This window comes from Microbacterium sp. NPDC007973 (genome assembly GCF_042958465.1).
Classification (GTDB): Bacteria; Actinomycetota; Actinomycetes; order Actinomycetales; family Microbacteriaceae; genus Microbacterium; species Microbacterium galbum.
In genome coordinates this window covers 228,541-249,634 of record NZ_JBIBJJ010000001.1, presented here as the reverse complement: position 1 = coordinate 249,634, position 21,094 = coordinate 228,541, and the positions used below count along the sequence as shown (strand labels likewise).

Sequence of the window (21,094 nt, the reverse complement as noted above, 5' to 3'; positions counted from 1 at the left end):
CAGCGGAGGCCGCAAGCCCCGGATGCGCCGTCCCCGGCCCGCTCTAGGCTGAGCCCATGAGCTCCCCCTCGCCGTTGTCCCGGCCCGGTTCGGTCGAACCGACTCGCATCACGACGGCTCCGCAGGTGACGGCATCGGCCGCCCCGCCGCGGTCGCGCGGCGGGGGAGTGGCGCTGTGGGTGGTGGCCGTGCTGCTCGTTCCGCTCCTGGCGCTGCTCGTGCGGTACTTCACCGGGTTCCTGGGCACGGCGGCGACGTTCCTCGGGCTCGTGCTCGCCGCGATCCCCTTCGTGATCGTGTGGTTCGCCGTGCGCTACATCGACCGGTGGGAGCCGGAGCCGCGCCGCCTGCTCGTGTTCGCGGTGGCCTGGGGCGCGATCGCCGCGGTCGTCATCGCCCTGGGCGTCGACCTGCTGCTCACGCTCGTGGTCGGCCGACTGCCGGAGGCGTTCAGCGCCGTCGTCCAGGCGCCCATCGTCGAGGAGATCGCGAAGGGTCTCGGCGTCCTGCTCATCTTCGCTTTCGCCCGCCGGGCGTTCGACGGCCCCGTCGACGGCATCGTCTACGGAGCGCTCATCGGAGCGGGCTTCGCGCTCACCGAGAACGTGCAGTACTTCGCGATCAGCTACCTCGAGGGCGGCCCGGCTCAAGTGGCGAGCACCTTCTTCCTGAGGGCCGTCCTCTCGCCCTTCGCCCACGTGATGTTCACCAGTCTCACCGGGTTCGCGTTCGGCCTCGCCGCGCGTCGCGGCCTGCGCACGGGCGCGGCCCTCGCCTACGGCATCCCGGGCCTCGTCGGCGCGATCGTGCTGCACGGCCTCTGGAACGGGTCGGCCACGTTCGCGAACTTCTTCGAGGTCTACGCGGCGCTGCAGGTTCCGCTGTTCGTGCTGTTCATCCTCGGCATCCTGGCCCTGCGCCGTGAGGAGTCGCGCCTCACCCGCGCCCGCCTGGGCGAATACGCCGCCGCCGGATGGTTCACCCCGCAGGAGGTCGACATGCTCGCCACGGGGCCGGGGCGGCGGTCCGCCATCGCCTGGGCGCGCACGCTGCCGGGCGACCGCTCGCCGGTGATGAAGACGTTCATCGTGGATGCCACGGCGCTCGCCGCCGCGCGCCAGCGCACGCTGTCAGGGCGCGATCCCCAGGCTCCGGCGACCGAGCGCTACCTGCTCGAGCGCACGACGGCGGCGCGGGCGGCCCTGCTGTCGCGGTGACGGACCGCGGCTGCGTGTGCCCGGGCGGGCGCATCGCCGCAAGCACCTGCGCGCCGCCGCCGTCCCTTCGTCACGTGCCGGGGCGCCACCGGTCCTCGTCGACGGGGGTCTTGACACCGCCGTGGGGTGGGAGCACCATCGACACAGGCCAACTCAGCGCCCGGGAGACACGCAGGCATCGCCGCGGCACCGGGCGCTGAGTCTTTCCTCCGGCGGTGTCCAGAGGCTGCCGCGCACGCTCGGGCGTGCTTGGATGGATGCATGACTGATCGCACCAAGCCGGAGTTCGACGCTCCCAGCGGCCCCGCCCCCTCCGACCTCGTCATCCGCGACATCATCGTCGGCGACGGCGACGAGGCCAAGCCCGGCGACACGGTCACCGTGCACTACGCCGGTGTCGAGTACGAGTCGGGCGAGGAGTTCGACTCGTCGTGGGGTCGCGGCGAGAGCATCCAGTTCCCCCTGCGCGGCCTCATCCAGGGCTGGCAGGACGGCATCCCGGGCATGAAGGTCGGCGGACGCCGCGAGCTCGTGATCCCGCCGCACCTCGCCTACGGCCCCGCCGGTGGTCACTTCCTCGGCGGCAAGACCCTCATCTTCATCATCGATCTGCTCAAGGTCGGCTGACGACACCCGATGTTCACGAACCCGAGGGGGCTGCGGCACCCTCGGGTTCGTTTTTTTCCACGATCGTGGAATACATTCGTGTGAATGGGAGTTTGACCTCCCCAGGACGCCGACGCGGCTCCCCAGACCTCTAGGAGTGACATGACCGACACCACCACCCTCGACATCCCCGGCTACAAGGCGGGCACCTGGGTCCTGGACCCCTCGCACAGCGAGGTGACCTTCACCGTCCGTCACATGATGATCTCGAAGGTGCGCGGCACCTTCGGCATGAAGAGCGCCACGCTCGTCGCGCCCGAGAACCCCCTCGCGGCCACCGTCGAGGCGTCCGTCGATGTCACCTCGGTCGACACCAAGGACGAGGGCCGCGACCAGCACCTCCGCTCGGCCGAATTCTTCGACGTCGAGACCTACCCCACGATGGACTTCCGTTCGACCGGCGTCCGTGTCGAGGACGGCGACTACCTCGTCGACGGCGAGCTGACCATCCGCGGCGTCAGCAAGCCCGCCACCTTCTCGATCGACTTCGGCGGCTTCGGCACCGACCCGTGGGGCAACTACAAGGTCGGCGCCACCGCGAAGACCGTCATCAACCGCGAGGACTACGGCCTCACCTGGAACGCCGCCCTCGAGACCGGCGGTGTCCTCGTCGGCAAGGACGTCACCATCGAGCTCGACCTGCAGTTCGCGCACCAGGCGTGATCGCTCCGCAGCGCTCGCTGCGGTCGTGATCCCCGCGATGACCCCGGATGCCACACCCTGGCATCCGGGGTCTTCGTCCGTCCGGGCGCGACGCAGGGTCCGCCGCGTCGGCTCAGGCCCGCGTGCGGCTCGGCAGGCGCAGGCGCTGCTGCACGAGCAGGATGCCGAGGAAGACGACGGCGGCCCCCACCGGCTCGTTCCAGGAGACGCGTTCGCCGAGGACGAGGATGCCGAGGGCCACCCCGACGACGGGGGTGATGTACGTCACGGTGGACGCACGGGTGGGGCCCCAGGCGCGCAGGGTGTTCTGGTTCCAGACGTAGGCGATGCCCGTGCCGAGCACGCCCAAGGCGATGATGCTGCCGACGACGGGGAGCGAGAGGTCCATCGGCTCCGCGAGGATCAGCGGGGAGAGCAGGACCATGAAGGCCGCAGCCGGGCCGATGTAGCCGAACGCGAAAGCGATCCCCGACAGGCCCGTGTCGCCGAGGAAGCGGCGCATGTAGGCGAGGCTGAAGCCGTAGCAGGCCGTCGCGCCGAGCAGGGCGAGCTGGGCGACGACGCTGTCGCCGACCTCGGAGACGGCGCCGGGGGCGATGATCACGACGACACCGGCGATACCCACGGCGACGCCGAGCAGTTGACCGAGTTCGAGGCGCTCGACGCGGAACACCGCCCACGCCATGATCGCGGTCATGATCGGCGTGGTGGCGTTGAAGATGCTCGCCAGTCCCGACGACACGTGCTGCTCGGCCCACGCGAACAACAGGAACGGCACGACGCAGAAGCTGAAGGCCAGCACGCACAGGTGGGCCCAGACGCGCCGGTCGCGGGGCAGGCGCTCCCGCCGGATCGCGACGATGGCACCGAGGGCGAGAGCGCCGAACAGCAACCGGCCGCCCGCGACCTGCGCGGGCGTCATGCCGGTGAGGGCGATCGCGATGAAGAGGAAGCTCGACCCCCACACGATGCCGGTGAGCACGAATTGCACGGCGATCGAGACGGGGGAGGGGGAGGGAGCGGATGCCACGCTCCCGACGATAGGGCGATGTTCCGACATCGATCGTGTCGCCGGGATGCGACGTCCGGAATCCGCCGACGATCGGCAGTCCGGTCGTGTTGGGCCCGTTCCGCTCGGGAGGGCTGCCGTGCTGCCCGACGGGGGCGACGCGCCCCCGCGAGGTACCGCGGGACTCAGGGCTGCGGGTCGAGTGCGTCGTAGTCGCGGAAGCGCGGGGACAGACGCACGAGGGTGCCGACCAGGGCCAGGATGACGATGCCGCCGAGCAGCGGCGGGACCCACAGAGCCGCGAGGGTGGCGAGGGTGCCGGCGTAGAGCGCGCCCACGCGGGGGCCGCCGGCCACCACGACGATGAAGATCCCCTGCAGGCGCCCGCGCATGGCATCCGGGACCGCCGCCTGCATCATGGTCGAGCGGTAGATGGCGCTGACGTTGTCGGCGGCGCCCGAGACGGCCAGGACGAGGGCCGCGAGAACGATGAGGAGCACGGCGCCCCGGTCTTCGCCCGTGTCGGTGGGGCGACCCCACCCCACCGCGGCCGCGAGCAGCACGAGGCCGAAGAGCCCGATGGACAGGCCGTAGACCTGGATCGACCGCTCGATGCCCAGCCCCTGGCGGCGCACCCGCCCGACCGGACCGGAGAACAGACTCGACAGGAACGCTCCGGCCGCCACCGCCGCCGTGAGAACGCCGGTCGTGATCGCGCCGCCGCCGAGGAGCACAGCACCGATCGCGGGGAACAGAGCGACCGGCTGGCCGAAGGTCATCGCGACGATGTCGAGGATGTACTGCAAACGGATGTTCGGGGCGCGGCGCAGGAACCGTGCGCCGTCGCGCAGCGACGCGAGGCCGGGGCGCACGACCTCGCCCTCGGGCCGCAGCCGCGGCAACGACCACAGGCCGAGGAACAGCGAGGTCATCAGCAGCACGTCGAGCGAGTAGGTCCAGGCGTATCCGGCGAAGGCGACGAGTACGCCCGCGAGGGCGGGGCCGGCCATGACCATGATGCCGACGGTGACCCCCTGGAGGGCGGCCGCCGCGGGGAGCAGGTCGCGGGGAAGCAGGCGCGGAGTGATGGCGGACTTCGTGGCCATCACGATGGAGTTCGCCGCCGAGTTCACGACGCTGAGGACGAAGAGCCACCCGACCGTCTCGAGGCCCGTCCACGCGAGGGTCGCGAGCAGGGCGGTGGAGGCGAAGGTGACCACCGCCGCCAGGAGGGCGACCGTGCGGCGGTCGAACGCGTCGGCGAGCATGCCGCCGTAGAGCCCCGCAGCCACCATCGGCAAAAGGCCCGCCACGGCGATCATCGACACCGCGAAGGTGCTCTGCGTGAGCTCGAAGACGTGCAGCATGACCGCCACGACCGTGAGCTGGCCGCCGAGGCCCGCGAGGGTCGACCCGATCCACAGGCGCGCGAAGGCGGGGGAGGTGGTGAGGGGGCGCACGTCGATCAAGGCGCTCTGCCGTGCGCTCATGCGTCGACGTCCACGCGCTTCACGCGGGCCGTGTGGCCGCGGACGATGTCGACGTTGCGCGGGGCCACGCCGAAGTGCGCGGCGAGGGCGCGGACCACGCCGCTGTTCGCGGCGCCGTCGACGGCGCGTTCGCGCACGTGCACGACGAGGCCGTCGGCGGTGTCTTCGACGAGGGGGCCGCGGCGGCTGCCGGGCTTGACGCGGACGGTGAGCTGCACGGATCGAGGCTACGCCAGCCCTCCGACGCCCCCGCTCGCCGGAGCGCGCGGGGGCCATGGGACCGCCGGGGCGCAGCGGTTCGTTCGCGGCATCCGGATGCTGGTAGACTCATGCGGTTGCCGTTCGATCGGCCGCGGATAAAGAGAGCTCGCACATCGTGTGACGGGCGCCGCGCAATGAGAAGGAAGGGGATCCCATCTATGGCACTCGAAGCAGACGTCAAGAAGGCGATCATCGAAGAGTACGCGACGCACCCCGGTGACACCGGATCCCCCGAGGTGCAGGTCGCGATGATGACGCAGCGCATCAAGGACCTCACCGAGCACCTCAAGATCCACAAGCACGACCACCACTCGCGCCGTGGACTCTTCTTGCTCGTCGGTCAGCGCCGCCGCCTGCTGGGTTACCTGCAGGACGTCGACATCAACCGTTACCGCTCGCTCATCGAGCGTCTCGGTCTGCGTCGCTAATCGCACCAGCGTTCTATCGCGCAAAACATTCTTGGAAGGCCGCCCCACGGTGTGGGGCGGCCTTCGGCGTTCCCGGATGCGGAAAGGGTAGGTCCCTGAGCCTGTCGAAGGGACCGGTCGTCACGCCCACCCCGGTGACTTCGACAGGCTCAGCCACCGCGGCGCCGAGAACCGGCCGCCTCGGCGCCGGGAACCGGCCACCTCCGGCGTGAGAACGGCGAGCGGCGAATGGCGAACGCCCGCCGCCGGGTCGGCCGGACAGCGGGCGTTCGTCGAGCGGGTCAGGACGCCGTGCGCGCGGCCAGCAGGTCGGAGTGCCACCGCTCCGCGACGTCGGGGTGGGCCCGCAGGCGGGACTTCAACGCGTTCTCGCCGTAGGTGGCGTGGATGGGGTTGGTCGGGTCCTGCGAGACGCCGCGTGCCTCGGCGGCGAGATCGGCGGGCAGGTCGATGATCGGCAGGCGCGCGTCGAGCGCCGGGTTGAAGAAGAACGGCACCGAGATGCGCTCGTCGGGGTACCTCGGCGAGATCACGCGGTGGTTCGTCGCGGTCAGGTAGCCCTGGGTGGCGTACTCGAGCAGCTCGCCGATGTTCACCACGAACGCGCCGGGCACCGGGGGAGCGTCGACCCACTCGCCGTCGCGCTCGACCTGCAGGCCGCCCTTGCCGGGCTCGACCCACAGGAGCGTGAGCACGCCGGAGTCTTTGTGCGCCCCGACCCCCTGTTGAGGCGTCGGGTCGTCTTTGCCGGGGTAGCGGACGATCTTGATGAGCGTCTGCGGGTCGCCGAAGTGCCGGTCGAAGTACTGCTCCTCGGCGCCGAGGGCGAGAGCCCACGCGCGCAGCAGCTTCCGGGCGACGCCGGTGAGGTGGTCATGCCACTCGGTCACGACCTCGCGCAGCTCGGGCTGGGCGGCCGGCCAGAGGTTCGGCCCGATGAGCCGGTTGTAACCGGGGCCGTCGGCATCCGGGATCGCGTCGCGCTCGGGCCCGATGTCGATCTGCTCGCGCCAGTCCACGCGCCCCTGCGTGCGCTCGCCGCCGACACGGGTGTAGCCCCGGAAGTGGGGGCTGGTGACGTTCTCGATCGCGAGCTTCTCGGCCTCGGGGAGGGCGAAGAAGTCGTGGGCGGCCTGCAGCAGGCGCTCTTCGAGCGCGGGCGTGACGCCCGTGCCGGTGAGGTAGAAGAAGCCGACGTCGTGAGTGGCGGCGCGCAGGTCGTCGCGGAAGCGGGACGCGGCCTCGGGCCCCTGATCGAGGAGCGAGAGGTCGAGGATCGGGAGGTTCAACTCGGACATGGATCGAGGCTAGGTCGGGGCGCGCGCTGGTGGGCGAATGTTGCCGAGCGTTACCGGGGATGCCCGCGGCGTCCGCATCCGGTCGGCATCGGGGATGCGCGAATCGGCGAAAGTGCGTAATCTGTCACAGTCAGGTGAGGCTGTCCTTACCTGATCCGCAGCGTCGCGGTCCTTCCTCCTCGTGAAAGTCGGAACTCCCGCCCGTGCTTGCCAGCTTCTTCGCCACCTTCCTCATCGGCCTCCGTGAAGGCCTCGAGGCCGCGCTCGTCGTCGGCATCCTCGTCGCGTATCTCACGCGCCTCGACCGCCGCGACGCGCTGCCGAAGCTGTGGACCGGCGTCGGGCTCGCGGTGGCCCTCGCGCTCGGCGTCGGGGCGATCTTCACGTTCGGGGCCTACATGCTCACGTTCGAGGCGCAGGAGCTGCTCGGCGGGGGACTCTCCCTGCTCGCGGTCGCGATGGTCACCTGGATGATCTTCTGGATGCAGAAGGCCGGACGGACCCTCAAGGCGGGCCTCGAAGGCGGAATCGACAAGGCGCTCCGCGGCGGCGTGTGGGCACTCGTCGCGATCGGGTTCGTGTCGGTGGCGCGCGAGGGCGTGGAGACCACCCTGCTGCTGTGGTCGATGGTGCAGTCGTTCGGCGAATCGCCCGTGGCGCTTCTCGGCGCGCTCCTCGGCCTCGCCACCGCCGTCGTCCTCGGCTGGTTCATCGCCCGCGGCATGCTGCGCCTGAACCTCGGCCGCTTCTTCACCTGGACGGGCGGGTTCCTCGTCGTCGTCGCCGCGGGCGTCCTCGCCTACGCGTTCCACGATCTGCAAGAAGCCGGTGCTCTGCCCGGTCCGTTCGGCGCCGGCGCGCCGATCGACCCCCTCACCGGGCTGGTCGCCACCGGCTGGGCGGGATTCCCCTTCGGCTGGGCGTTCGACGTCTCGACCTCGATCGCCCCCGACAGCGCCCTCGCCGCGTTGCTGCAGGCGACGGTGGGCTTCATGCCGCAGATGACGTGGCTGCAGGTCATCGCGTGGGTCGTCTACGTCGCCGTGGTGGTCCCTCTGTTCGTGCGCGGGGTGCGCGCGGGCCGACGTCCGCGTCCCGCGGCGGTCTCCCCGTCCGCGCCGCAGGGCGAGCCGCATCCCGCGGTCGCCACCGCGACGCCTGGAACCCCCTGAGACCTCTCTCCTCCCGCGCGCACCCGACGCCGCGGCATCCCTTCCTCGAACGGAGCACAGCACCATGAACTCGACACGCCTCCTCGCGGCCACGGCCGTGGCCGGCGCGGCCGCTCTCGTCCTCGCCGGATGCGTCGCCAAGACCGACGCGTCCGCCTCCGGAGCCCTCACCGTCACCTCGACCGACGACGGCTGCGCGGTCTCCTCCGCCTCGGCGCCCAGCGGAACCGTCGCGTTCGACGTGAGCAACAAGAGCGATCAGGTCACGGAGTTCTACCTCCTGGCATCCGATGGTCTGCGGATCGTCGGCGAGGTCGAGAACATCGCCCCCGGCGCCTCGCGCAACCTCACCGTGGTCGCTCAGCCCGGGGACTACTTCACCCTCTGCAAGCCCGGCATGGTGGGCGACGGCGTGGGCAAGGCGAGCTTCTCGGTCACGGGTGACGCCGTCGCCGTCGACGGCCCGGATGCCGACCAGAAGCAGCAAGCGGTCGACCTCTACGCCGCGTTCGTCAAGGACCAGGTCGGCCAGCTGCTCCCGGCCGTGCAGACCTTCACCGCCGCCTACGAGGCGGGCGACGACGCCGCGGCGAAAGAGCAGTTCCCGCGCGTCCGCGCGTACTACGAGCGCATCGAGCCGATCGCCGAGGCGCTCGGCGACCTCGACCCCCGCATCGACTACCGCGAGGTCGACGCCGTGGCCGAGGGCCTGGACTGGACCGGGTTCCACCGCATCGAGAAGGACCTCTGGGTCCCCGCGCAGGACGCGCTGAACGCCGACGGCGAAACCCCGGCGTGGAAGGACTGGGCGCCGTCCACCCCCGCCGAGCGCGCCACCTACGGCGACAAGCTCATCGCCGACACGCAGGAGCTGTACGACTACGTCCACTCCGACGCCTTCACCCAGGCGCTCGACGCGCAGGGCGTGGCCGGCATCTCGAACGGCGCCATCGCGCTGCTCGACGAGGTCGCCACGGGCAAGATCAGCGGCGAAGAGGACTGGTGGTCGGGGACCGATCTGTACGACTTCGCGGCCAACGTCGAGGGCTCCAAGATGGCCTTTTCGCTCGTCCGCGACTTCGCCGAATCGAAGGGCGACAAGGGCGCTGAGCTGGTGACGCGCATCGACAAGGGCTACGCCGACCTCGAGGCGGCCCTCGCCGCGCACGGCTCCGCGGACGCCGGATTCGTGCCCTACTCGCAGCTCACCGAGGCGGACAAGCGCCAGCTGACCGACCTCATCAACGCCCTCGCCGAGCCGCTGTCGCAGCTGACGGTCACGGTGCTGGAGTGAGCGTGAGCCACGACGAACAGACCTCTGCTGCCGCCGGACCCTCGGGTTCGGCGGCAGCCGCGTCGCCGTCCGGCCCCGACGCGTCGGCGGGCGTCTCCCGCCGCGACCTGATCGGCCTCGCGATCGGCGCGAGTGCGACCAGCCTCGTCGTCGGCGCGGGCGCGGGTCTCGTCGGGGGAGCGGCCTACGGCCAGGATCAGGCGCGACGGGTGATGGATGCCGTGGCCCCGGCATCCGGCATCCATCAGCCCGGCATCACGACCCCGGTGCAGGAGCACCTGCATTTCGCCGCGTACGACATGATGGCGCGGACGACCCGCGACGACCTCGCGGAACTGCTGTCGGACTGGACCTACGCCGCGAACCGCATGATGCAGGGCCTCGACGTCAGCGCGACGGGTGCCCTGGGCGGTTCGCCCGAGGCTCCGCCGGACGACACGGGGGAGGCCGTGGGTCTTCCGGCGAGCAACCTCACGATCACGTTCGGCTTCGGGCCGTCGCTCTTCGACGCCCGTTTCGGGCTCGAGGGGCAGCGCCCGCCGGGCCTCGAACGGCTGCCGGCGTTCCTGGGCGACGACCTCGATCCGCTGCGCTCCGACGGCGACCTGTGCATCCAGGCCTGCGCCGACGATCCGCAGGTGGCCGTCCACGCGATCCGCAACCTCAGCCGGATCGCCTTCGGGCGCGCGACGATCCGCTGGTCGCAGCTCGGTTTCGGCCGCACCTCCAAGACCACCGCCGCGCAGACGACGCCGCGCAACCTCTTCGGGTTCAAGGACGGAACGGCCAACATCCTCGCCGACGACACGGCCGCGCTCGAGGAGAACGTGTGGGTCTCGGCATCCGAGGGTCCGGCGTGGCTCGCGGGAGGGTCGTACCTCGTCGCGCGGCGCATCGCGATGCTCATCGAGACGTGGGATCGCACCCGCCTCGCCGAGCAGGACCGCGTCGTCGGTCGCGACAAGGGCGCGGGGGCGCCGCTGTCGGGCGGCGACGAGTTCACCGCGCCCGACTTCGGGGCGACGGATGCCATGGGCAAGCCCCGCATCGATCGGCGCAGCCACGTGAGCCTCGCGCACCCCGACAACAACGGCGGTATCCGCATCCTGCGCCGCGGCTACAACTTCGTCGACGGCACGACCGACCTCGGTCGGCTGAATGCCGGGCTGTTCTTCCTGTCGTTCCAGAAGAGCCCGGATCGCTTCATCACGCTGCAGAAGGCGCTGTCGACGGATGCCATGGGCGAGTACCTCCGCCACGTCGGCTCGGGGCTGTGGGCGGTGCCCCCGGCTCCGGCGTCGGGCGCGTCGATCGGGGCGGGGCTGCTCGGCGCCTGAGGGGTGGGGTCGTCGCGGCGTCCCGGTCCCGTCGACGGGCTCAGGGACCTGGGTGCGAGGCGGCTGAGCCTGTCGAAGCCACCGGTGCCGCGTAGACGTCTCTACCGCGACCCGCGACCCGCGCCGAGCTCGCGGTCGCGGAAGAGCCACGGCATCCGGGGCTCCACCAGCGGGCGAGTGAGGCGCCGCACCGGACGACTCGACAGGGCGACGGCGATCGCCACGCTCGCGAGCGCCACCACCGGGATCCACAGCCCCATCGGCTCGAGGCCCCGCAGCACTCCCGACTGGCGGAACGGGTAGAGCACGAACGTGTGCAGCAGGTAGACGTACATCGTGTACCGACCGAGGTGCGTCCAGCGGGTTTCGCGGCGGGGGATCAGCACCAGGAACGCGGCCATCAGCGCGAGCGCGAGCGCGATGATCGCGAGCCGCACACCGCCCGCCCACCACTGCGGCGCGTCGAGGTCGGCATAGGCGTCGACGAAGAAGAACCAGGTTCCCAGCCGCACGTCGCGCCAGGTGTCGACGAAGACGAAGGCGAGCGCCGCGGCTGTGACCAGAACGGTCGCGGCGGCCGCCCGGAGCCACACGGGCCGCGCGGCGAGCAGCCCCGCGCGCGCGACGACGTCGTGCTCGCGCAGCCACCATCCGAGGGTGAAGAAGGGCAGCAGGCCGAGGAAGCGCGAGAGCGAGAACGTCGAGTCGATGCTCGGCAGGTAGCCGGCCACGATCGAGATCGCCAGGGCCCACACCACGGGCGCGCGCAGCAGGGCGAGATACGGCAGCACGAGCCGGAACAGTGCGAGGGCGAGCAGGAACCACAGCGTCCACGACGGTTGCGCGGGGTCGAGGTTCGTCCTCCCCGTGACGAGGAAATGCGTGATCGTCCACAGGGTCTCGAAGATGAGGTAGGGCGCGATGAGGTCGGTGAACAGGCGCGCCATCCGGCGCCGCGTCGGCTCGGCCGACGACGAGAAGTACCCCGCAATCAGCGCGAACAGCGGCATGTGGAACGCGTACACGAGCAGGTAGAGCGCCTCCGCGGCATCCGAGTCGTAGGTCAAGCGCTGGATCGCGTGGCCGAACACGACCAGGACGATCGCGGCGAACCGGGCGTTGTCCCAGAACGCCGTGCGTGTCTTGGGGGGCGAGGTCAAGGCATCCGTCATCCCCGGCGACGATAATCGCGTCGGCGAGAGGGGGCCACGGGGGTGGATCCCGGATGCCGATGGGGTACGGCGGAATAAACCCCGGCGTGGTGCGTTCCACCATGTATATTCAGATGCATACAAAACAGGAGGCGCATCATGGGTGAGACGAACAACTGGCCGGGCATGCAGTTCGGTGTCATGACGGTGAGCGACATCACCCAGGACCCGACCACGGGCACGACCCCGAGCGAAGCTCAGCGCATCAAGGACACCCTCACGATCGCCCGGCACACCGAAGAGGTGGGCCTCGACGTCTTCGCCCTCGGCGAGCACCACAACCCGCCGTTCTGGTCGTCGTCGCCCACGACGACGCTGGCGTACATCGCCGCGCAGACCGAGCGCCTCATCCTCACGACGTCGACGACGCTGATCACCACGAACGACCCGGTGAAGATCGCCGAGGACTTCGCGATGCTGCAGCACGTGTCGGGCGGCCGCGCCGACCTCATGCTCGGCCGCGGCAACACCGGTCCGGTGTACCCCTGGTTCGGGAAGGACATCCGTCAGGGCCTGCCGTTGACGATCGAGAACTACGACCTGCTGCACAAGCTGTGGCGCGAGGACGTCGTCGATTGGGAAGGGAAGTTCCGCACGCCCCTGCAGGGCTTCACCTCGACCCCGCGTCCCCTCGACGGCGTGCCCCCGTTCGTCTGGCACGGCTCGATCCGCACGCCCGAGATCGCCGAGCAGGCCGCGTACTACGGCAACGGCTTCTTCGCGAACAACATCTTCTGGCCCAAGGAGCACTACCAGCGCCTCATCACGCTCTACCGCGAGCGCTTCGCCCACTACGGCCACGGCACGCCCCAGCAGGCGATCGTCGGTCTCGGCGGTCAGGTCTTCATGCGCGCCAACTCGCAGGACGCCGTGCGGGAGTTCCGCCCCTACTTCGACAACGCCCCCGTCTACGGCCACGGCCCGAGCCTCGAGGACTTCAGCGAGATGACCCCGCTGACCGTCGGATCGCCGCAGCAGATCATCGACCGCTACGCCGCGATGCGCGAGACCTTCGGCGACTACCAGCGTCAGCTCTTCCTCATCGACCACGCAGGGCTGCCCACCAAGACGGTGCTCGAGCAGCTCGACATCCTGGGCGGTGAGGTCGTGCCGGTGCTGCGCAAGGAGCTGCAGAAGAACCGCCCGGCAGAGGTGCCCGACGCGCCCACGCACGCCAACCTCGTCGAGAAGATCTACGCCGGTGCCGCCCCGCGCCAGGCCGTCCCCGGTGCGAACCGCGGCGACAACATGGTCTCGGGAAGCCCCTACCAGGATGCCGCGCCGCGCTCGGGCAGCGCGTTCGGCGCCGCGGCGACGAAGGTGGGTGCCTGAGATGGCCGCCCGTCGCATCGCGGTCGTGACCGCGGGACTGTCGACGCCCTCGTCGACGCGGATGCTCGGTGACCGCCTCGCCCACGCGGCGCTCGCCGAACTGCGTGAGCGGGGGATCGAGGCCACGGCCGACGTCTTCGAACTGCGCGACTACGCGCACGACCTCACCGACAACCTGCTGACGGGCTTCGCCCCGCCGGCGCTTGAGCAGATGATCAACACGGTCGTCTCGGCCGACGGCCTGATCGCGGTCACGCCGATCTTCTCGACGAGCTACTCGGGTCTGTTCAAGTCGTTCATCGACGTGCTCGACCCACAGGCCCTCTCCGGCACTCCGGTGCTGATCGGCGCCAACGCCGGCACCGCCCGTCATTCGCTCGCCATCGACTACGCGATCCGTCCGCTGTTCACCTACCTGCACGCGAATCCCGTACCGACCGGGGTGTTCGCGGCATCCAGTGACTGGGGCTCGAACGCCGACGAGGTCGCCCCGCTGGGCTCGCGCGTCGACCGCGGCGCCCGCGAGTTCGCCGACGCGATCGCAGCCCGCGAGCCCGTGCGCGACGCCGACCCGTTCGACCCCTCCTCGTACCTCGGCGAGGGCCGCTCGTTCGGTCACCTCCTCGGCGGCTTGTCGGGGGAGTGACCCGTCTCGATGCCCCGTCGCCTCGTGGGTGGCGGGGCGTCGTCGTGCGTGGGGCGTGATGGGCGTGATCTCCGCGGGTTTCGGGGTGCGGGTATGCGCGTCGGGGAGGGTGTGCACGGGCCGGTTCGAGGGTGCGGGGGCGCGAACTCGGTGATGCGCGTGACCTCCGTCGTTTCCGGGGCCTCCGAGCGGAAGGTGTACGCACCACGGAGAGCTCGTGCGCGGGCGACGGAGCGACGCTCCGCCTAGGGTGGGGGCGAGCAGAAGGAGTCGGGATGGATGCCGCGCAGTGGGACGAGCGATACCGCGCCTCGGCCGGGGGAGTGTGGGCCACCCAACCGCCCGCGGTCGTGCGGGAGATCGTGACACCGCTGCCGTCGGGAACCGCGATCGACGTGGCCACCGGCGACGGACGCACCGCGCTGTGGCTCGCGGAGCGGGGCTGGGCGTGCACCGGTCTCGACTTCTCGAGCGCGGGACTCGCGCTCGCCGCGGCTCGGCCCGGTGGTGACGCCGTCGAGTGGGTCCAGGCCGACGTGCACGAATGGGAGCCCGACGCCCCCGTGGATCTCGTCGTGTCGTGCTACCTCCACCTTCCCGACAGCGCGGCGGCGATCACGAAAATCGCGCAATGGGTGACGCCCGGCGGCACGCTCGTCGTCGTCGGTCACGACGTCGAGAACATCGCCGCGGGAGGCCACGGGCCCTCCGACCCCGCGATCCTCTACACCCCGGAGATGCTGCGCGGCGCGCTCGACGACCGGTTCCGCATCGCGCGGTGCGAACGGATCGTGCGAACGAGCGCCGATGCGGAACTCCGCGAGGGTAACCCCGCGGCGGCGGTCGACTCGCTCCTGCACGCGGTGCGCGTGCGCTGACGCGCGCGGCCCGCGGCGGTGAGCGCACGGCGATCCGCGACCGCAGCGGCGCACGGAACGACCCGCCCGGGAAGCGGGTGCCTCAGAACACGATGTCGTCCGCGCCGCGGAGCTCGCGCGCGGCGACCGGGCGGAGTCCGCGGCGGACGAGGGTATCCGCCGCGACGAGCGGCCCCACGTCTATCCCGGTCTCGGCCGCGATCTCGGCGATCGGCACCTGGAACGTGCGGAACGCCCCCAGCGGGGGCACCACCAGTCCCTGCCGCGTGTCGACCAGGTCGGTCTGATCGAGCACGAAACCGGCGGCCGCCAGGGCGTCGCCCTCGCGCCACGCCGCGATCTTCCAGAAGCGAAGCGGCACCCGGATGCCGCGGTACGGCGGATCGTCGTCGGCGAGCACAGGTGCGGTGAACACCGCCATGCGCTGATCGGTCGTCTCCGCGTACGCGAGCACATGGTCCTCGAGGCCGAGCCAGAGCTCCTTCGACTGATTGAAGCCGGCCGCCTGCGGTGCGGCGTTCGTATAGAAGAACGTGGCCTCGGTGGCATCCTGCGCCTGGTCGGTCGTGCCCCAGCCCGGGTCCCGGCGTCGCACGAGGTGCCCGCGGTCGAGGTCGTTGCGGCTGTAGATCTCGGGCCCCGCTTGCGCATCGGCATCGACGCGCGGGTCGAGACGCCATTCGCCAGTGCGGGGGAGGTCGCGCAGCGTCGCGCCGTCGATCACCACGGCGGTGACGGCCGCGAACCGTCGCCCCTCGTCGAGCAGCACGGAGAAGCGCGGGTAGTCGAGCCGCGTGGTCGCCCGCGCGGGGGAGGGGAGGGGCAGGGGGATGCCGAGGAAGTCCGGGTCGTAGCCGTCGCTCATACGCCCATGGTGCCCGGGCCTTCCGACATCGCGACAGACTGAGGCGATGGAACAGCACGTGAAGACCCGTTCCGACGCGCCCGTGGGCTTCTTCGCCGCGGAGGCGGCCGGACTCCGCTGGCTCGCGGAGGCGCGGGGAGCGCGCATCGCGCGTGTCGCCGAGGTCGCCGACGATCGCATCCGTCTCGAGCGCATCACCGAGACGGGCGCGACGGCCGAGGCCGCGGACGCCTTCGGTGCCGCGCTCGCCGGGACCCACGACGCCGGCGCCCCGGCCTTCGGCTCGCCGCCGCCCGGGTGGGAGGGCGACATCTTCATCGGACGCCGCTTCCAACCCGCCCGCCCGACGGCGACGTGGGGCGCGTTCTACGCCGCGCAGCGCGTCGAGCCCTTCCTGCCGGTCGCGCTCGCCGCGGGGTCTCTGTCGTCATCCGGAGCCGAGGTGGTCCGGCGCGCGTGCGCCCTCGTCGCGGAGGGGGCCTTCGACGACGAGGAGACGCCCGCGCGCCTGCACGGCGACCTCTGGGCCGGGAACGTGCTGTGGGCCGCCGGTGGCGTAGTGCTCATCGATCCCGCGGCGCACGGCGGCCACCGCGAAACCGACCTCGCGATGCTCGCCCTCTTCGGCGCTCCGTTCCTCGACCGCATCGTCGCCGCCTACGACCGCGCGCATCCGCTTCGCAGGGGATGGCGCGACCGCGTGCCGGTCCATCAGCTGCACCCGCTTGCGGTGCACGCCGCGGGTCACGGTCCGTCGTACGGTCGAGCGCTGGTCGAGGCGGCGGAGGCGACGCTCGCGCTGGTCTGAGCGCCGGTCTCGGCATCTGGAATCTCGGGACTCTCGGAAGGATCGGGCGGAGAAGCCCGAGGCGCGCGGCATCGGCGGGTCCGCGCGAGGGCGCCGTCGCGGCCCCGCGTCAGCCCCGCGCGGCCGTCCGCCGCTTCGCCCGGCGGGCGAGGACGAGGTCGACGCCCACGCCGATCCCCACCGCGACGAGGATCGACACCACCACCGCCACCACCGGACCGCCGGGCACGACGGCGGCCACCACCGCGCCGATGACCGCCTGATACGCCGCCCAGGCCAGAGCCGCCAGAGCGGCGACGCCCAGGTACCGCGCCGGATTCACGCGCGCAGCCCCGGCGGCGAGGTTCACCGCGAGACGCGCGAACGGGACGAACCGCGCCGTGAACAGCACGAGTGCGGCGTTGCGGTCGAGGCGCCGGCGTGCCCACTCCAACGCGGCCGACACGCGAGGCCCGCGCATCCACGCCCACCGTTCGACCCCCACCGCGCGCCCCACGAGGTAGCAGCACAGGTCGCCGGCGAACGCGGCGGCCCCCGCGACGAGGATGACACCGCCCAGCGGCGGGGTGCCGTGCGCGACGGCGAGAGCGCCGAAGGCGGTGACCGCCGCCTCGCCCGGAACGACGACGAGGAACGCGTCCGCGAACACCAGCACCGCCATCGCCGGCAGGGCCCACGGGCTCGCCGCGATCGCCTGCAGCCACGCGTCGATCCCGTCCATCCCGTCACTCTCCGCCGCCGATCGAGACGCCCCGCCCACGCGGCGGTGACGCCCCGCGGAGCATCCGGTGAACATCGCGAACGTCGACCCATCACGCGCCCCGAGAGGGCCGCCGAGGTCGCACCCTGGTGTCGTGAGAGTCGCGCTGCTGGCCGAATCCTTCCTCCCGCACATGAACGGGGTCACCGGTTCCGTCCTCCACGTCCTGCGCCACCTGGCCGACGCGGGGCACGAGACGCTGGTCATCGCCCCCCGGTCGGGAGACGTCACCGCCGACCTGCACGGCGCCCGCACCGAGCTTCTGCGCTCGGTGCCGCTGCCGTCCTACCCCGAGGTGCGGGTGGTGTTCGCCCGAGCGGCACGCCTGGGCGCCCTGCTGCGCGACTTCGACCCCGATGTCGTGCACCTGGCATCCCCGTTCGTCCTCGGGTGGCAGGGGCTCGCCGCGGCGGACGCCCTGAAGATCCCCTCCGTCGCCGTCTACCAGACCGACGTCGTCGCCTACTCGCAGAAGTACGGCTTGCCGCACGCCACGGCCCTCGTCGCCGCTCACGTCGCCCGCCTGCACCGTCGGGCCACGCTCACCCTCGCTCCCTCGTCGGCGTCGACGCGTCAGCTCGAGGAGCTCGGCGTGGATCGCATCCGCCGCTGGAGTCGGGGAGTGGATGCCGTGCGCTTCGCCCCCGAGCACCGCGACGACGCGTGGCGCGCCGAGGTGGCGCCGCACGGCGAGCGCATCATCGGGTACGTCGGTCGCCTCGCGCCCGAGAAGCAGGTCGACGACCTCCGCGTCCTCGCCGGCCTGCCGGACACCCGCGTGGTGATCGTCGGCGACGGTCCCTCGCGCCCCGCGCTAGAGAAAGCCCTGCCGGATGCCGTCTTCACGGGCCACCTGTCCGGAACGGCCCTGTCGTCGGTCATGGCCGGGTTCGACGTCTTCGTGCACCCGGGCGAGAGCGAGACCTTCGGGCAGACCATCCAGGAGGCCCTGGCCAGCGGCGTCCCGGTGGTCGCGACGGGAGTCGGCGGTCCGCTGGATCTTGTGCGCTCGAGCGTCGACGGCTGGCTCTACAAGCCCGGCGACCTCGACGACCTGCGCGCGCGCGTCGCCGATCTCGTCGGCGACGAGGCGAAGCGCCGCGCCTTCGCCCGCGCCGCGCGCGGCGCCGTGCAGGGGCGCACGTGGGCGGCCCTGACGGGCGACCTCGTCGGACACTACGCGGATGCCATCGCCCTCCGCCGCATCGACGACAACCTCCTCCTGCGCGGCGGGCCGCGCCCGGCTGCCGTCGAGGCCACGCGCACACGGGGTCGCTGGACCCGCTTCGTCGCCCTCGGCGACTCGTTGACCGAGGGGCTGTGCGACGCGTCGCGCATGCCCTCGGGCCAGTTCCGCGGGTGGGCGGACCGCCTCGCGGAGCTCCTCGCGCACACGAGCGACGAGGGGCCTTTCCGTTACGCGAACCTCGCCGTGCGCAGCCGCCGCGTGCGGCACCTGATCGACGAGCAGATCCCCGCGGCCCTGGCCCTGCAGCCCGACCTCGTGTCGATCCTCATCGGTGCCAACGACCTCGTCGGGCCGGCCCCGGTGATTCCCGCCCTCGTGGCGGAGGTCGAGTCGGCGGTGCGCGCGGTACGTCGCACGGGCGCCGACGTCCTGCTCGTCACGACGTTCCTCCCTCGACGGCCGGCGGCTCGCATCTTCGCCCGCCGCTTCGCGGCCTACAACGTGCATCTGCGCCGCATCGCCGCGGAACAGGGGGCGATCCTGCTCGACCTGGAGGCCGCCGCCGAGATCGGGGAGTTGCCGCTGTGGGCCGACGATCTGGTGCACCTGCGCTCGTCAGGGCACCGGCTCGTCGCCTACCGCGCGGCGGAGGCGCTCGGCGTTCCCGACGCACGAGCCCTGCTGGGCCTCGATGAGGCGCTCCACGCCGACGACGATGCCCCGCGCGGCGGATGGCTGACCCGTGACGCGCTGCCCTGGGTGTGGCGCCGAGTCCGCGGTCGCACCGCGGGTGACGGCATCCACGCGAAGCACGAGGGATACGTCGAGCTCCCCACCCGCGGCGATCGGGAGCGCACCCCCGCGTCGTGACGCACGCCGATGCCCGGGGCGACTGCCCGGAGAGGACCCTGGTGCCGGCCGAGGGTCCGGTGGCTTCGATAGGCTCAGCCACCTCGCACGGGGAGGACCCTGAGCTCGTCGAAGGGGCCGTGATCGGCGCCCGGCGCCGAGCCGGCGCTCAGTACCAGCCGGTCTGCTCCGAGTGCGCCCATGCTCCGCAGGGAGAGCCGTAGCGCGCGCTGATGTACGACAGTCCCCACGAGATCTGCGTCGCCGCGTTCGTGCGCCAGTCCAGACCGGCGGATGCCATCTTCTCGCCCGGGAGCGCCTGGGGGATGCCGTACGCGCCGCTCCACGGATTGAGGGCGTCGGCGCGCCAGCCCGACTCGCGATTCCACAGCGAGACGAGGCAGGAGAACTGATCGTCGCCCCACCCGTAGGAACGGATCGCGCCGCGCGCATGGTCGCGGGCCTCGCCCGGGCTCATGATCGGGCCCGCGGGTGCCGTCGAGCCGCCGCCGGAGCCGCCCGACCCTCCGCCGTTCGAGCCGCCTCCGCCGCTGCCGCCGGAACCGCCCCCGCCGGAGCTCCCGGCCCCGCCGCCGGCTCCTCCCGACCCGCCACCGGAACCGCCGGGATTGCCGGACCCGCTGCCGCCGGAGCCGCCCGTTCCCGAGCCGCCGGATCCGCTCGATCCGGAGCCGCCACCGGTCGCGCCGCCGGCCTCGGCGGCGTCGCGTGCGGCCTTCTCGCGTTCACGGGCTGCGCGCTCCTGGGCTGCGGTGGTCTCCTTCAGGGCGGCGAGTTGCGCGTACAGCTCGTCCAGTCGCGACTGCGCCGCCGCGACACCGGCCGCTTCGGCATCCGCTTCCCCGCGGGCCGCGGCCGCGGTGGTCTCCGCTTCGGCCGCGAGCCGAGCCGCTTCGGTGCGCGCCGCCTCGGCCTGCGCGCGGAGTGACGTCGCGACGTCGGCGGCCGATCGGGCGTCGCCCGCGGTGCGCGCGCTGACGGAGGTGACGTGGTCGAGGAGACCGAGCCGTTGCAGCAGCGAATCGGGATCCGCCTCGGTGAGCAGCTGAGCGACCAGGGGCCCGGCGCCGACCGTCCGATACAGGCGGGCGGCGCTGGCCCCCGCGCGGCTGCTCGCCTGCGACAGGGCGGCATCGGCCGCTGTGCTCTGCTCGGTCAGGGTCTGAGCGCGCGCGGACGTCGTGTCCGCGAGCCGGCGCGTGCGCTCGGCGGCGGCGGACGCGTCCAGCGCGCGGCGGGAGGCGGACGCTGCCGCCGCCTCCGCGGCATCCAGCTGGTCCTTCAGCGCCGCCACGGCCGACTCGTCGACAGCGGCGGGACGCGTGCTCGTCGCGGTCGACGCGACCGAGGCGGAGGCGGAAATCGGCAGGAAGGTCGCGCCGACGACCAGGCACGCGGCGACCGTGTGACTGGTGAGACGCGTGAGACCCATGAGGTCACGCTAGAGCACGAAGGCGTGGCGCGACCACCCCGGAGCGGTCGTCGCTGGTAGGGTGAAGCCCGAATGCCGTCTTGGCATCCGCTCAACTACATATGAGCTCACGGAGCAGGCCGGCAGACGCTGGTCCCCTGTGGTGGACTCCCCGTCGGAACGCCGGGTGGTCGTCTACTGGTGGCCAGTCGCCGGGACTTCCGGGTCGATTCGTCGGCGCGCCCTTTCTGCCTGTTCCTGCTCCTTCGCATGTCAGCTCGTCGCCCAC

At 71.8% G+C, this 21,094-nt stretch carries 20 protein-coding genes; 12 read left to right on the top strand and 8 right to left on the bottom strand.

Annotated elements, in window-relative coordinates; genetic code table 11:
- Positions 1 to 56: 56 nt before the first annotated feature.
- The 3 genes from ACFZA2_RS01265 to ACFZA2_RS01255 all read left to right on the top strand — a co-directional run bounded on the left by ACFZA2_RS01265 (position 57) and on the right by ACFZA2_RS01255 (position 2,546).
- Entirely contained in the window at positions 57 to 1,217 is a 1,161-nt protein-coding gene (locus tag ACFZA2_RS01265) for a PrsW family intramembrane metalloprotease (RefSeq protein WP_363578798.1), read from the top strand.
- A 261-nt stretch (positions 1,218 to 1,478) separates the two neighbouring features.
- On the top strand, positions 1,479 to 1,844 hold the full coding sequence (locus ACFZA2_RS01260) for an FKBP-type peptidyl-prolyl cis-trans isomerase (RefSeq protein WP_013583439.1): 366 nt from the start codon (positions 1,479 to 1,481) through the stop codon (positions 1,842 to 1,844).
- 141 nt (positions 1,845 to 1,985) lie between these two features.
- Entirely contained in the window at positions 1,986 to 2,546 is a 561-nt protein-coding gene (locus ACFZA2_RS01255; protein ID WP_315993121.1) for a YceI family protein, read from the top strand.
- Positions 2,547 to 2,658: 112 nt separating this feature from the next.
- Here ACFZA2_RS01255 and ACFZA2_RS01250 read toward each other — a convergent pair whose 3' ends face one another.
- The 3 genes from ACFZA2_RS01250 to ACFZA2_RS01240 all read right to left on the bottom strand — a co-directional run bounded on the left by ACFZA2_RS01250 (position 2,659) and on the right by ACFZA2_RS01240 (position 5,263).
- Complete coding sequence (locus ACFZA2_RS01250) at positions 2,659 to 3,576, bottom strand: DMT family transporter (protein WP_391399551.1); 918 nt, start codon at positions 3,574 to 3,576, stop codon at positions 2,659 to 2,661.
- Positions 3,577 to 3,740: 164 nt separating this feature from the next.
- Complete coding sequence (locus ACFZA2_RS01245) at positions 3,741 to 5,045, bottom strand: MFS transporter (RefSeq protein WP_391399548.1); 1,305 nt, start codon at positions 5,043 to 5,045, stop codon at positions 3,741 to 3,743.
- Positions 5,042 to 5,263, bottom strand: coding sequence for a DUF167 domain-containing protein (locus tag ACFZA2_RS01240; RefSeq protein WP_391399545.1), 222 nt, complete (start codon positions 5,261 to 5,263; stop codon positions 5,042 to 5,044). The genes ACFZA2_RS01245 and ACFZA2_RS01240 overlap by 4 nt, the downstream gene beginning before the upstream one ends.
- Positions 5,264 to 5,464: 201 nt before the next feature.
- On the opposite strand from ACFZA2_RS01240, the gene rpsO reads away from it, so the two are divergent.
- Positions 5,465 to 5,734 (top strand): 30S ribosomal protein S15, encoded by a 270-nt coding sequence (gene rpsO / locus ACFZA2_RS01235; RefSeq protein WP_013583433.1) that lies wholly within the window; start codon positions 5,465 to 5,467, stop codon positions 5,732 to 5,734.
- 281 nt (positions 5,735 to 6,015) lie between these two features.
- Here the strand turns inward: rpsO and ACFZA2_RS01230 are convergent, their stop codons facing one another.
- Positions 6,016 to 7,032, bottom strand: a complete 1,017-nt coding sequence (locus ACFZA2_RS01230) for an isopenicillin N synthase family dioxygenase (protein ID WP_391399541.1) — start codon at positions 7,030 to 7,032, stop codon at positions 6,016 to 6,018.
- 203 nt (positions 7,033 to 7,235) lie between these two features.
- Between ACFZA2_RS01230 and efeU the strand changes: the two genes are divergently transcribed.
- From efeU to efeB, 3 genes are all read left to right on the top strand, one after another.
- The gene (gene efeU / locus ACFZA2_RS01225; protein ID WP_391399538.1) at positions 7,236 to 8,204 is read left to right on the top strand and encodes an iron uptake transporter permease EfeU; all 969 of its coding nucleotides are present in this window, start codon (positions 7,236 to 7,238) and stop codon (positions 8,202 to 8,204) included.
- A gap of 64 nt (positions 8,205 to 8,268) precedes the next feature.
- Positions 8,269 to 9,498 carry an iron uptake system protein EfeO gene (gene efeO, locus ACFZA2_RS01220; RefSeq protein WP_391399535.1) on the top strand — a complete coding sequence of 410 codons (1,230 nt, stop codon included), beginning with the start codon at positions 8,269 to 8,271 and terminating at the stop codon, positions 9,496 to 9,498.
- Positions 9,499 to 9,500: 2 nt separating this feature from the next.
- Complete coding sequence (gene efeB / locus ACFZA2_RS01215) at positions 9,501 to 10,835, top strand: iron uptake transporter deferrochelatase/peroxidase subunit (RefSeq protein ID WP_391401478.1); 1,335 nt, start codon at positions 9,501 to 9,503, stop codon at positions 10,833 to 10,835.
- A gap of 101 nt (positions 10,836 to 10,936) precedes the next feature.
- Here efeB and ACFZA2_RS01210 read toward each other — a convergent pair whose 3' ends face one another.
- Complete coding sequence (locus ACFZA2_RS01210; RefSeq protein WP_391399533.1) at positions 10,937 to 12,007, bottom strand: acyltransferase family protein; 1,071 nt, start codon at positions 12,005 to 12,007, stop codon at positions 10,937 to 10,939.
- A 165-nt stretch (positions 12,008 to 12,172) separates the two neighbouring features.
- Between ACFZA2_RS01210 and ACFZA2_RS01205 the strand changes: the two genes are divergently transcribed.
- From ACFZA2_RS01205 to ACFZA2_RS01195, 3 genes are all read left to right on the top strand, one after another.
- Entirely contained in the window at positions 12,173 to 13,378 is a 1,206-nt protein-coding gene (locus tag ACFZA2_RS01205; RefSeq protein ID WP_391401475.1) for an LLM class flavin-dependent oxidoreductase, read from the top strand.
- Position 13,379: 1 nt separating this feature from the next.
- Positions 13,380 to 14,024, top strand: a complete 645-nt coding sequence (locus ACFZA2_RS01200) for an FMN reductase (RefSeq protein WP_363578943.1) — start codon at positions 13,380 to 13,382, stop codon at positions 14,022 to 14,024.
- A 275-nt stretch (positions 14,025 to 14,299) separates the two neighbouring features.
- Positions 14,300 to 14,902, top strand: a complete 603-nt coding sequence (locus tag ACFZA2_RS01195; protein WP_391399530.1) for a class I SAM-dependent methyltransferase — start codon at positions 14,300 to 14,302, stop codon at positions 14,900 to 14,902.
- Between the two features lie 82 nt (positions 14,903 to 14,984).
- Here ACFZA2_RS01195 and ACFZA2_RS01190 read toward each other — a convergent pair whose 3' ends face one another.
- The gene (locus ACFZA2_RS01190; protein WP_391399527.1) at positions 14,985 to 15,767 is read right to left on the bottom strand and encodes a DNA/RNA non-specific endonuclease; all 783 of its coding nucleotides are present in this window, start codon (positions 15,765 to 15,767) and stop codon (positions 14,985 to 14,987) included.
- 46 nt (positions 15,768 to 15,813) lie between these two features.
- On the opposite strand from ACFZA2_RS01190, the gene ACFZA2_RS01185 reads away from it, so the two are divergent.
- Positions 15,814 to 16,575, top strand: a complete 762-nt coding sequence (locus ACFZA2_RS01185; RefSeq protein ID WP_391399524.1) for a fructosamine kinase family protein — start codon at positions 15,814 to 15,816, stop codon at positions 16,573 to 16,575.
- 109 nt (positions 16,576 to 16,684) lie between these two features.
- On the opposite strand, the gene ACFZA2_RS01180 is transcribed toward ACFZA2_RS01185, so the two are convergent.
- Positions 16,685 to 17,296 (bottom strand): DedA family protein, encoded by a 612-nt coding sequence (locus ACFZA2_RS01180; RefSeq protein WP_391399522.1) that lies wholly within the window; start codon positions 17,294 to 17,296, stop codon positions 16,685 to 16,687.
- Positions 17,297 to 17,429: 133 nt separating this feature from the next.
- Between ACFZA2_RS01180 and ACFZA2_RS01175 the strand changes: the two genes are divergently transcribed.
- The gene (locus ACFZA2_RS01175) at positions 17,430 to 19,394 is read left to right on the top strand and encodes a glycosyltransferase (protein ID WP_391399520.1); all 1,965 of its coding nucleotides are present in this window, start codon (positions 17,430 to 17,432) and stop codon (positions 19,392 to 19,394) included.
- A gap of 148 nt (positions 19,395 to 19,542) precedes the next feature.
- On the opposite strand, the gene ACFZA2_RS01170 is transcribed toward ACFZA2_RS01175, so the two are convergent.
- On the bottom strand, positions 19,543 to 20,826 hold the full coding sequence (locus ACFZA2_RS01170) for a hypothetical protein (protein WP_391399517.1): 1,284 nt from the start codon (positions 20,824 to 20,826) through the stop codon (positions 19,543 to 19,545).
- Positions 20,827 to 21,094: the final 268 nt, after the last annotated feature.

Bases quoted from the DNA above. Each gene is read 5' to 3' on its own strand.
- ACFZA2_RS01260 (WP_013583439.1), top strand. From the start codon at position 1,479: ATGACTGATCGCACCAAGCCGGAGTTCGACGCTCCCAGCGGCCCCGCC.
- ACFZA2_RS01230 (WP_391399541.1), bottom strand. From the start codon at position 7,032: ATGTCCGAGTTGAACCTCCCGATCCTCGACCTCTCGCTCCTCGATCAG.
- ACFZA2_RS01200 (WP_363578943.1), top strand. From the start codon at position 13,380: ATGGCCGCCCGTCGCATCGCGGTCGTGACCGCGGGACTGTCGACGCCC.
- ACFZA2_RS01185 (WP_391399524.1), top strand. From the start codon at position 15,814: ATGGAACAGCACGTGAAGACCCGTTCCGACGCGCCCGTGGGCTTCTTC.
- ACFZA2_RS01245 (WP_391399548.1), bottom strand. From the start codon at position 5,045: ATGAGCGCACGGCAGAGCGCCTTGATCGACGTGCGCCCCCTCACCACC.
- ACFZA2_RS01170 (WP_391399517.1), bottom strand. From the start codon at position 20,826: ATGGGTCTCACGCGTCTCACCAGTCACACGGTCGCCGCGTGCCTGGTC.
- efeO (WP_391399535.1), top strand. From the start codon at position 8,269: ATGAACTCGACACGCCTCCTCGCGGCCACGGCCGTGGCCGGCGCGGCC.
- ACFZA2_RS01190 (WP_391399527.1), bottom strand. From the start codon at position 15,767: ATGAGCGACGGCTACGACCCGGACTTCCTCGGCATCCCCCTGCCCCTC.
- ACFZA2_RS01205 (WP_391401475.1), top strand. From the start codon at position 12,173: ATGCAGTTCGGTGTCATGACGGTGAGCGACATCACCCAGGACCCGACC.
- ACFZA2_RS01195 (WP_391399530.1), top strand. From the start codon at position 14,300: ATGGATGCCGCGCAGTGGGACGAGCGATACCGCGCCTCGGCCGGGGGA.
- ACFZA2_RS01210 (WP_391399533.1), bottom strand. From the start codon at position 12,007: ATGACGGATGCCTTGACCTCGCCCCCCAAGACACGCACGGCGTTCTGG.
- ACFZA2_RS01180 (WP_391399522.1), bottom strand. From the start codon at position 17,296: ATGGACGGGATCGACGCGTGGCTGCAGGCGATCGCGGCGAGCCCGTGG.
- ACFZA2_RS01265 (WP_363578798.1), top strand. From the start codon at position 57: ATGAGCTCCCCCTCGCCGTTGTCCCGGCCCGGTTCGGTCGAACCGACT.
- rpsO (WP_013583433.1), top strand. From the start codon at position 5,465: ATGGCACTCGAAGCAGACGTCAAGAAGGCGATCATCGAAGAGTACGCG.
- ACFZA2_RS01255 (WP_315993121.1), top strand. From the start codon at position 1,986: ATGACCGACACCACCACCCTCGACATCCCCGGCTACAAGGCGGGCACC.